General features: G+C 49.1%; 9 protein-coding genes. 4 read left to right on the top strand and 5 right to left on the bottom strand.

The features are described 5' to 3' along the window. The first annotated feature begins 254 nt into the window (after positions 1 to 254). Positions 255 to 818, top strand: a complete 564-nt coding sequence (gene msrA, locus Q2J39_RS10020; RefSeq protein ID WP_288340529.1) for a peptide-methionine (S)-S-oxide reductase MsrA — start codon at positions 255 to 257, stop codon at positions 816 to 818. Between the two features lie 118 nt (positions 819 to 936). Here msrA and Q2J39_RS10015 read toward each other — a convergent pair whose 3' ends face one another. The 3 genes from Q2J39_RS10015 to Q2J39_RS10005 are packed head-to-tail and all read right to left on the bottom strand — an operon-like array spanning position 937 to position 3,235. Continuing rightward, positions 937 to 1,725 (bottom strand): amino acid ABC transporter ATP-binding protein, encoded by a 789-nt coding sequence (locus Q2J39_RS10015; protein WP_288340527.1) that lies wholly within the window; start codon positions 1,723 to 1,725, stop codon positions 937 to 939. A gap of 14 nt (positions 1,726 to 1,739) precedes the next feature. Next, a complete protein-coding gene (locus Q2J39_RS10010) occupies positions 1,740 to 2,390 on the bottom strand; it encodes an amino acid ABC transporter permease (RefSeq protein ID WP_230267031.1) in 651 nt (216 codons plus the stop codon). Between the two features lie 8 nt (positions 2,391 to 2,398). Then, on the bottom strand, positions 2,399 to 3,235 hold the full coding sequence (locus Q2J39_RS10005) for an amino acid ABC transporter substrate-binding protein (protein ID WP_230267032.1): 837 nt from the start codon (positions 3,233 to 3,235) through the stop codon (positions 2,399 to 2,401). Between the two features lie 482 nt (positions 3,236 to 3,717). On the opposite strand from Q2J39_RS10005, the gene Q2J39_RS10000 reads away from it, so the two are divergent. From Q2J39_RS10000 to Q2J39_RS09990, 3 genes are all read left to right on the top strand, one after another. Continuing rightward, complete coding sequence (locus tag Q2J39_RS10000) at positions 3,718 to 4,740, top strand: DNA-binding protein (protein WP_288340524.1); 1,023 nt, start codon at positions 3,718 to 3,720, stop codon at positions 4,738 to 4,740. A gap of 221 nt (positions 4,741 to 4,961) precedes the next feature. Next, complete coding sequence (locus Q2J39_RS09995) at positions 4,962 to 6,167, top strand: SPFH domain-containing protein (RefSeq protein ID WP_288340522.1); 1,206 nt, start codon at positions 4,962 to 4,964, stop codon at positions 6,165 to 6,167. A gap of 205 nt (positions 6,168 to 6,372) precedes the next feature. After that, positions 6,373 to 6,579: a hypothetical protein gene (locus tag Q2J39_RS09990; protein WP_230267035.1), complete on the top strand. Its 207-nt coding sequence runs from the start codon at positions 6,373 to 6,375 to the stop codon at positions 6,577 to 6,579. Here the strand turns inward: Q2J39_RS09990 and Q2J39_RS09985 are convergent. Together Q2J39_RS09985 and Q2J39_RS09980 are read right to left on the bottom strand one after the other, a co-directional pair. After that, positions 6,566 to 7,180, bottom strand: coding sequence for a flavodoxin domain-containing protein (locus Q2J39_RS09985; RefSeq protein WP_288340520.1), 615 nt, complete (start codon positions 7,178 to 7,180; stop codon positions 6,566 to 6,568). The genes Q2J39_RS09990 and Q2J39_RS09985 overlap by 14 nt on opposite strands. A 2-nt stretch (positions 7,181 to 7,182) precedes the next feature. Continuing rightward, positions 7,183 to 7,770 (bottom strand): MarR family winged helix-turn-helix transcriptional regulator, encoded by a 588-nt coding sequence (locus Q2J39_RS09980; RefSeq protein WP_288340518.1) that lies wholly within the window; start codon positions 7,768 to 7,770, stop codon positions 7,183 to 7,185. Between the last annotated feature and the right edge of the window lie 202 nt (positions 7,771 to 7,972).

Here is a 7,972-nt window from a genome sequence, read left to right as displayed (position 1 = left end):
AGCGTATCTAATATTCAGTCTCGCGTATACCCGTCGATTGTTTGACACTTACGGTGAAAAAGTGTTAAAGGATGATAATATCAACCAACTAGTATAATAAGAAGTGGAAAAACATCATAGAACACCATCAGAAGGCGATTTGGAAAGAAATTTTTGACCGTTAGATACGAACGTATCTGCCCCGATCCGTTTACGTATCGAGGCAAAAAAATTTCGGTATTTAGATCGCCTGCTGGAAAAGAGGAATATTTATCATGCATTCTATCGTTTTGGCCGGAGGCTGTTTCTGGAGCGTAGAAGCCTTCTTTCGCCAGTTTCGCCCGCTGCACACGCAAGTCGGGTATGTAAACGGTCCTGGAGAACATCCAATCTACCGGGATGTCTGCGAGGGAAGCGGACATACCGAAGGCATTCGCATTGAATACCCGGACTGTATTGAGCTGCCTCAGATTCTGGCTTCCTATTTTTCCATTGTCGATCCGGTCAGTCTGAACCGGCAGGGAAACGATATCGGCATCAACTACCGTACCGGCATTTATACGAACGATCCAAAGGAAGCGGCAATCGCGAAGGGCATGCTGGAAGACTTGCAGAGGCATTATTCCAAACCCATTCAGATTGAGGTAGAACCGCTCAATAACTTCTGCCCGGCAGAAGAGGAACACCAGAATTATCTCGGTCGCAATCCCGGCGGCTATTGCCATATTCCTAGATCGCTTTTGCATGGATGCAGACTGTTTACCATGCGCGAGCTTCGCGAGGAATATCCATCGCTGGCAAAAACGATGCCTGCACCAGAGGAAGACGAAATTTTCTAAACAGCCTGACCAGATTTAGATTTTATGCGAAGAAAAAGCGGATCTGCACAAGAAGGAAATGCCTTCAACGCAGATCGCGCTTTTTTACTTTATCCAGGGAATACAGCCGGCTTGCCGCTTAAGAAGAAAGCTTGCCGATAAATTCCTGTACGCGGGTTTTGGATGAAGAGAACAGCTCTTCGGGCGTTCCTTCTTCGAGAATCACGCCGTGTTCCAGAAAAATGATGCGATCGGAAACTTCTCTGGCAAAGCCAAGTTCGTGGGTGACAATGACCATTGTGATGTGTTCGCTGGCCAGCTGTTTTAAAACTTTCAGCACTTCGCCAGTCAGCTCCGGGTCCAGTGCGGAAGTCGGTTCATCCAGAAAGAGAATTTCCGGCTTCATCGCCAGAGCACGGGCAACGCCTACGCGCTGCTGCTGCCCGCCGGAAAGCTGGCAGGGATAGGCATCGGCTTTATCGGCCAGACCAAACTGCGCCAGCAGATCCAGAGCCGTCTGTTTCGCCTGGTCTTTTGGCGTCTTGAGCACGCGCGTCTGGGGATCCGTAATGTTCTTTAAGACGGTGTAATGCGGGAACAGATTGAAGTTCTGAAAGACGAGTCCGAAATACCGGTGGAGCCTTGCCAGCGTCTTTTTATCGACATACTGGGAAGGTCCGTTTTCTGTGCCCTGAGCTTTGCAGACGGGATCGCTGCCGTAATAAAGGGAACCGTGGTCCATCGTCTCTAACAGCGTGGAGCAGCGAAGCAGGGTGGATTTGCCGGATCCGGACGGTCCGATAATCGAGACGATTTCGCCGGGCATGACCTGAAGCGAAACGTCCTTGAGCACTTCGTTTTCGCCAAACGATTTGGAAAGATGCGAAATTTTCAGTACGGGCATCGAGGCGTTTTCATTCGAATTCATAAAAGCGCTCCTTTCTATACCCGGTAATAGGCGTAATGCTTTTCAATCCGCTCACAGACAAAGCTGACGATCAGGTTGAACACGTAGTAGTACAGACCGGCAATCATCAGCGGCATAATCGTCGCCTGCGCTGCGGCAAGCTGTTTGGCCATTGTAAACATTTCCGCTACCGCAATGACGAAGGCCAGAGACGTATCCTTAACGAGCGTGATGATTTCGTTGGTAATCGCCGGCATGACCTGCTTGATCAGCTGCGGCAGCAGGATATGAAAGAACGTCTGGGTTCTCGAATAGCCAAGGACTTTCGCGGCTTCTTCCTGGCCTTTGGGAAGGGCCTGCAGACCGCTTCGATAAATTTCCGCAAAGTAGGCAGCGTAATTGATCGAGAACGCGATAATGACGGCAATAAAGCGATAGTCCGCGCCGACTTTCATACGGAACAGATAGTACGGGCCAAAATATACGACGATCAGCTGCAGCATCAGCGGGGTGCCGCGCATAATGGAAATGTAGATGCGGGTAATTGTACTTATAATTTTGTTTTTGGACATTCGGCCAAAAGCCACAATCATGCCAAGCGGCAAGGAAAAGATCAGGGTCAGCGCGAAGATTTCAATGGTGACCAGAAGGCTTTTGCCGATTTCCAGAAATGTATACCAGTCCATCGCAAAGCCTATTTCTTATAATCCTCAATGACAAGGAAGTCCGTCAGACCGTATTTCTCGGCAATTTCCTGAACCTTGCCTTCGTCATACAGCGTGTAGACATCGGCCTGTACTGTGTCACGCAGATCGGTATTTCCTTTCAGGAAGCCGATGGCGTACACTTCGGAAGCCAGCGGCTCATCCAGCTTGCGGAATGCACCGTCTCCACGGTTGGCGATCTGGTAATCCGCGACGCCGACATCGAGGGCAACCGCGTCAATTCCTCCGGCTTCAAGATCCATGAAGGCGGTGTTGTAGTCGCCGTACTGCGTCAGGTTGGCGAAGGAACTTGCCAGATCGGCGTTATCTTCGCTTTCCAAAGCCGCAAGCGCGGAAGAGTCTTTCTGTACGCCGACGTTTTTGCCGGCCAGATCGGCCGCGCTTTGAATATCGGAGTCTGCCGGTACGACGAATACCTGCGAGTTATCAATATACGGATCGCTGAAGGTGTAATCGTCTTCACGTCCGTCCATGGTGAAGCCGTTCCAGATGCAGTCGATCGTGCCGTTGGAAAGTTCCATATCCTTGGAATCCCAGTCAATCGGCTGTTTTACGAGCGTCCAGCCTTCCATTTCAGCGACCGCTTCGGCCAGTTCCAGATCAAATCCGGTGTATTCGCCGTTCTCGTCTTTATAGCCGTATGGCGGGAATTCGGCGTCGAAGCCTACCGTAAACGTTTTCGCCGAAGCGTCGCTTCCGCTCTGGCTGGAAGCTTTTGCGCTCTCACCAGCATTCGAATTGCCGGAGCAGCCGGCAAGCAGGGAACCGGCGACCAGAGCCGATAAAAGCAGGTTGGTTTTTTTCATAATTTTTCTCCTGTCCTAATGAAAAGGAACAGGCTGTGCAAAGGGACAAATGTCCGAAGATTTTGACAGGCTGTTCACAATATTTGAAAGTTTATCACACTTGAAAACGACAATCCCGCGTCTTTCCAGAAACTGTAAATGTTTTCAGGATTATGACGGAAACGCAATCAAAATGCAATGCGTGTCCAGAAGTACGCCTGCCCACGATAACAAACTTCTTCTCGTTCTCCATATCTCTTGCCCAAAGGGGACGGATTTTTTTAAGGAAGAATCTCCCTGTCCAAAACCGTTCTCTCTGCGCCAGAGTGAGGCGGATTATCGAGCCCGCTTTGCTGATCCGGCAAAATACAGACGATCTGGATTTTCAGAGATCGATTGTGAAATTCGATTTCAAGCGTAAATTCTGACATCGATCATTGGGCAGGCTTCGTTTGGTTTTATCATTCGAAAAGTATAATGGTATTGCCGATTAGGAAGGGCTGATGCCGATGAAATATATGACGGTACAGGAGGCATCAAGAAAATGGGACATCTCCGATCACCGCGTGCGCTATCTCTGTTCCAATGGCCGAATCCGCGGAATTCTGCAGCAGGGAAGGCGCTATCTGATTCCGGAAAACGCAGAAAAGCCTAAAGATGAGAGGGTAAGCCGCAATAAAGCGGCTAAAGAGCGTAAATACAACGACTTTACCCGGCTCGATCTGCTCAAGAAGCTGGTTAAGGAACTTCCGCAGGAAGATCCTCTGACCCAGGCGGTCGGCAGGAAAAACTTTATTTGTGAATTTGCCAGTTCCATCTGCGCCCAGCAGGGAGCGGATCTCAGTTTTGAACAGGCTTCGCATATGGTCGACGGTCAGGTCGAACCAGGTTTTTCCCTTGCCGAACATCTCGACGTTCGAGGCGTTCACGATGCCTGGATTTATTTGTTCAGCTGTCTGAAGGAAAAGAAAACGCTCAGCCAGAACATGATTCGCGCGGTCCATTCGCTGGCCGATCTCAATCATTCCTTTTCGCGCGGAAAGTATCGGAAAGTGCATGTCCGCATCTGTGCGGGTGCCGATCGTTCCATATCCCTCGATCTGATCGAACCCAAACTCAGTGAACTGCTCAATCTGAACTCGCGCTGGAAAAAGGAAATGCATCCTATTGAACGGGCTACGCGCTTTTATCTCGAGTTTCTGGCGATTCATCCCTTTGAAAATGCCGACAAAAGTGTTGCGCAGCTGCTTCTCTGCTACGATCTGATGCAAAACGGCTATCCGCCTTTGGTCTTCATACAGGAGGATCTGGACGAATGGCAGCAGGCCGTAGAAGAATACGAAAGCGACCGCAATGCTAAGCGGATGGTTCGTCTGGTCCGCCGCAAGATGGAAGAGAAGATGGAAGCCGTTCTTGCCGCAAACCGGGCCAAACGAAAACGCAAGGCGGCCCGAAGAAAAAAGATTGCCCAGACGCTGCAGAGGCAGCTGCCGTCCTTTGAACAGACGGAAAGTCTGCGCTCCTGATGCATATGCAGCAGTAAAACCGGAAGAAATAAGAATCCACAGATACGGATGCTTTTGTCTTCTGGTTTTGTTTCTTAACGAATCCTGAATCCTCTATTAAGCTTCTTTACAGCCGTCTTTTGAAATGTTGATCCGTGCTATAGTACAAATATCGAAAATCCTGTGTTCCTTTCGTCTGAACTGGACTGAACGTGAACCGGATTCCTTATGGAGGAAACAGAATGGGAATTCTCAGATGGGGAATTGACGCAGCCGCTTCAGCGTATGCGGATCAGCCCAAAGAAGTATTATTTGCGGAAGGATTAAACAACGATGTCCTGGCCGTTCCCGCAACGGCAAAAGGAAAAAAAGGCACGCCAAACGTCTTAACTGACGGCTCCGTCTTTAACGTTGGAATCAACCAGGCCGCACTGCTCATTGAAAATGGTCAGGTTCATGATTTCGTCATTGCGGACGATGAAAAAATGACCGGTCAGTATATTTACGATACGTCCCGTGAGCCGTCCTTATTAAACGGCGGAACCCGCGAATGGAAAAATGTCTGGAATCTGGTGAAGAGCCGTTTCCAGTACGGCGGCCAGTCTCCAAACCGCATGCAGCTGGTGTATATCAACCTGAAGGAAATCACCGAAAACCCGGTTGGTGTCGGCAAAGTACCCTTTATCGATACATATCTCGGTACACGTCTTCTTTTAGGCGTTCATGGCTACTATACATTCCGGATTTCCAACCCGGCAGCGTTCTATGAAAATCTGCTGATGGATCCGTTGAAAAAATACCGTAAGGAAGAAATTACTGAACAGCTGCGCGTGGAAATGATGCCGAAAATTTCCGGTGCGCTGACCCGCATTGCGCCTGCCTGCGTAAATGGCTATCAGGATATTTACGTTCACGATACCGATCTTGCCAACGCGCTCAACGAAGCGCTCGGTCAGGAATGGCTCGACAAACGCGGCATTGAACTCGTGAAAGTCGCTCTGAACCCGGAAGTTGCCCCAGCAGATCTGGAACGCGTCATGCAGCTGGAAAATGCGCGCACGCTCTCCAACTCCCAGATGGCGTTCGGTTCCATGGTCAATGCGCAGAACAATGCGATGCAAAACGCTGCAGCCAATGCCAATGGAGCCGTAAACGGCTTTTTGGGCATGAATATGGCCGGCGGCAATTCGCAGACCGCCTCGCTCCTTGCCCAGAAAATGGAACAGGAAAAGGCAGCGCAGGAAGCAGCAGCCAAAGCAGCGGCTGCGCCTGCACCGAGCAGTGATAGCCAGACCTGGGTTTGCGCGAACTGCGGCGAAACCGCAACTGGCCGATTCTGCGCAAACTGCGGGACGTCAAAACCTGAAGTGAAATTCTGCCCGAACTGCGGAGCGAAAACGACTCCAGGTTCCAAATTCTGCACCAACTGCGGAACGAAACTCAGTTAAGCGTCCAATCGCCTGGTTCATCACATTCAAAACCGAAACGAAAGGCTCAGTCCCGTACAGGAGGCTGAGCCTTGTCTCGTTATGGGTATTAGAAAGAGGAGTCTTCTTCACACCAAAGCAGATCAGTTCCCAAACAATATTGTTTTTTAACACTTAGAAGCCGTACATAATGTTCTTAGATTCATGCTCCCAAGGAGGTCATGTGATGGATGAATTGATTAAAGACGTCGTGATAAGGATATTGGAAAACAACCGTGAACTGGGATCCTTGTCTGGCGATTTTGCTAAAGGAAAGAGGTTAGCCTATTACGAGATTTTAGATTTAATTAATAGCAGATTAGAGATCCTCGGGAATAATCCTTCTTCTTTTGGCATTAAAGACGATCCGTTCAAATTGATCAATTTAAATTAGCACATGCAGGCGAGCCGCCTGCTCCGAAAGAACAGACAATGAAAACCGGCTTATTAATCCGGAGTGTTTCTGGATGTTTTAAAGCGTCAAGGGCTTGAAAAAGCGGTTCGATAATCGAAGGATCGGTGAAATCACAGGACTGACTCAACAATCTGGACATGGCCTCTTCCTGCTCTGATTTGTCCTTCTTCTTTTTGAGCATGCTGGCAAGCATTTTCAACATCAGCCGGCTCGCCAGAGACATCTTTGAATAATTCAGACCGCCTGGAAAATAGAAAACACGCTCCGGGGCAGTATTCAGTGCTTTTCCAGCTTCATCGAGCGCCAGGAGCGTATCCGGAAAAGGAGAAGAAGCGGCTCCGGTTACAAAAAGAAAGACGGGCTGATCTGGATTATTTTTTCGGATTTTGACAAAGTCGGCAAGGGCATGAAGGTTTCCCGCCTGCATCCAGGTCCCAAAGATCAGTACGTCAAAAGTCGACAAATCCATAGTTCGGCTTTTGGAGAGCGGGAAGCATTCGCCATCAATCCGGCTTGCAATCCATTGGGCGTACCGCTCTGTAAAGCCGGTCTGGGAATGGCAGAGGACAGCTGTTTTCATCCTTATTCTCCTTTGTCTGCGGAAAGTCGGGTTTCCGGCAGTTTGTCTTTTTTGTTTTCTGCGCGCTTTTCTTCGATTTTTGCAGGAACAGGGGACTCTTCATCAGGTGCTTTCATTGCGGCTTTTTCCAGAAGATCTGCCCCGTTTAACAGGCTGAGAAGCATTTCAAAAAGCGCGAGCGTCTGATCCTCATTCAAGCCGGTGAACAGTTCGCCAAGCTGCTCGCGATACGGAGCGAAAGCTCCGTCAAAACAGGCATCCGCTTTATCAGTCAGAAGAATCATTAAAGCGCGCGGCCGATCCGGGTTTGTTTCTATATGGACGAAGCCCTTCTTTTCTAAAGAAAGCGCGAGCTTTTTAACATTCTGCCTTGAACAGCCGAGCATCTTGCCGCATTCTCCCAGGCTGAGCGGCTGCTCAAGGCCATGCAAAGTCGACAGCAGCATGAACTGGCGAAGTGTAACCTCCGGAATACGTGCATCAAAGAGATTCTGGATCTGATTTGTCAGCATGAACAGAAGATTGAAGATGGCTCTTTGCGCAAGTTCCGGATTTTGAGAGGACTTCTCGATTCGATCTTTGAGTTCCATGAGATTTCTGTACCTTTCCTTCCTGTAAAAATGCTCGACTTCCTGTATTGAATTAGAAAAGCTGGCTTTTAACCCGCTATATGTAACTGGTTACCTATTATATACCATCCCATCGTTCTGCTCTCCATCTTTTTTTTCGGGTAATATTCAATGCTGTTCACTTAAGCTTCACAAGCTCACTTACAAATCAGGTTAGTTCCTC

The sequence above is a fragment of the uncultured Allobaculum sp. genome, assembly GCF_948576815.1.
In the GTDB taxonomy this organism is placed as follows: domain Bacteria; phylum Bacillota_I; class Bacilli_A; order Erysipelotrichales; family Erysipelotrichaceae; genus Allobaculum; species Allobaculum fili.
The sequence above is the reverse complement of the archived record's forward strand: the minus strand, read 5'-3'. Positions and strand labels throughout refer to the sequence as shown.

What these genes read in the sequence shown, in the direction of transcription:
- Q2J39_RS09990 (WP_230267035.1), top strand. Translation starts at nt 6,373, where the DNA reads ATGGATGAATTGATTAAAGACGTCGTGATAAGGATATTGGAAAACAAC.
- Q2J39_RS10010 (WP_230267031.1), bottom strand. Translation starts at nt 2,390, where the DNA reads ATGGACTGGTATACATTTCTGGAAATCGGCAAAAGCCTTCTGGTCACC.
- Q2J39_RS10005 (WP_230267032.1), bottom strand. Translation starts at nt 3,235, where the DNA reads ATGAAAAAAACCAACCTGCTTTTATCGGCTCTGGTCGCCGGTTCCCTG.
- msrA (WP_288340529.1), top strand. Translation starts at nt 255, where the DNA reads ATGCATTCTATCGTTTTGGCCGGAGGCTGTTTCTGGAGCGTAGAAGCC.
- Q2J39_RS09985 (WP_288340520.1), bottom strand. Translation starts at nt 7,180, where the DNA reads ATGAAAACAGCTGTCCTCTGCCATTCCCAGACCGGCTTTACAGAGCGG.
- Q2J39_RS10015 (WP_288340527.1), bottom strand. Translation starts at nt 1,725, where the DNA reads ATGAATTCGAATGAAAACGCCTCGATGCCCGTACTGAAAATTTCGCAT.
- Q2J39_RS10000 (WP_288340524.1), top strand. Translation starts at nt 3,718, where the DNA reads ATGCCGATGAAATATATGACGGTACAGGAGGCATCAAGAAAATGGGAC.
- Q2J39_RS09980 (WP_288340518.1), bottom strand. Translation starts at nt 7,770, where the DNA reads ATGGAACTCAAAGATCGAATCGAGAAGTCCTCTCAAAATCCGGAACTT.
- Q2J39_RS09995 (WP_288340522.1), top strand. Translation starts at nt 4,962, where the DNA reads ATGGGAATTCTCAGATGGGGAATTGACGCAGCCGCTTCAGCGTATGCG.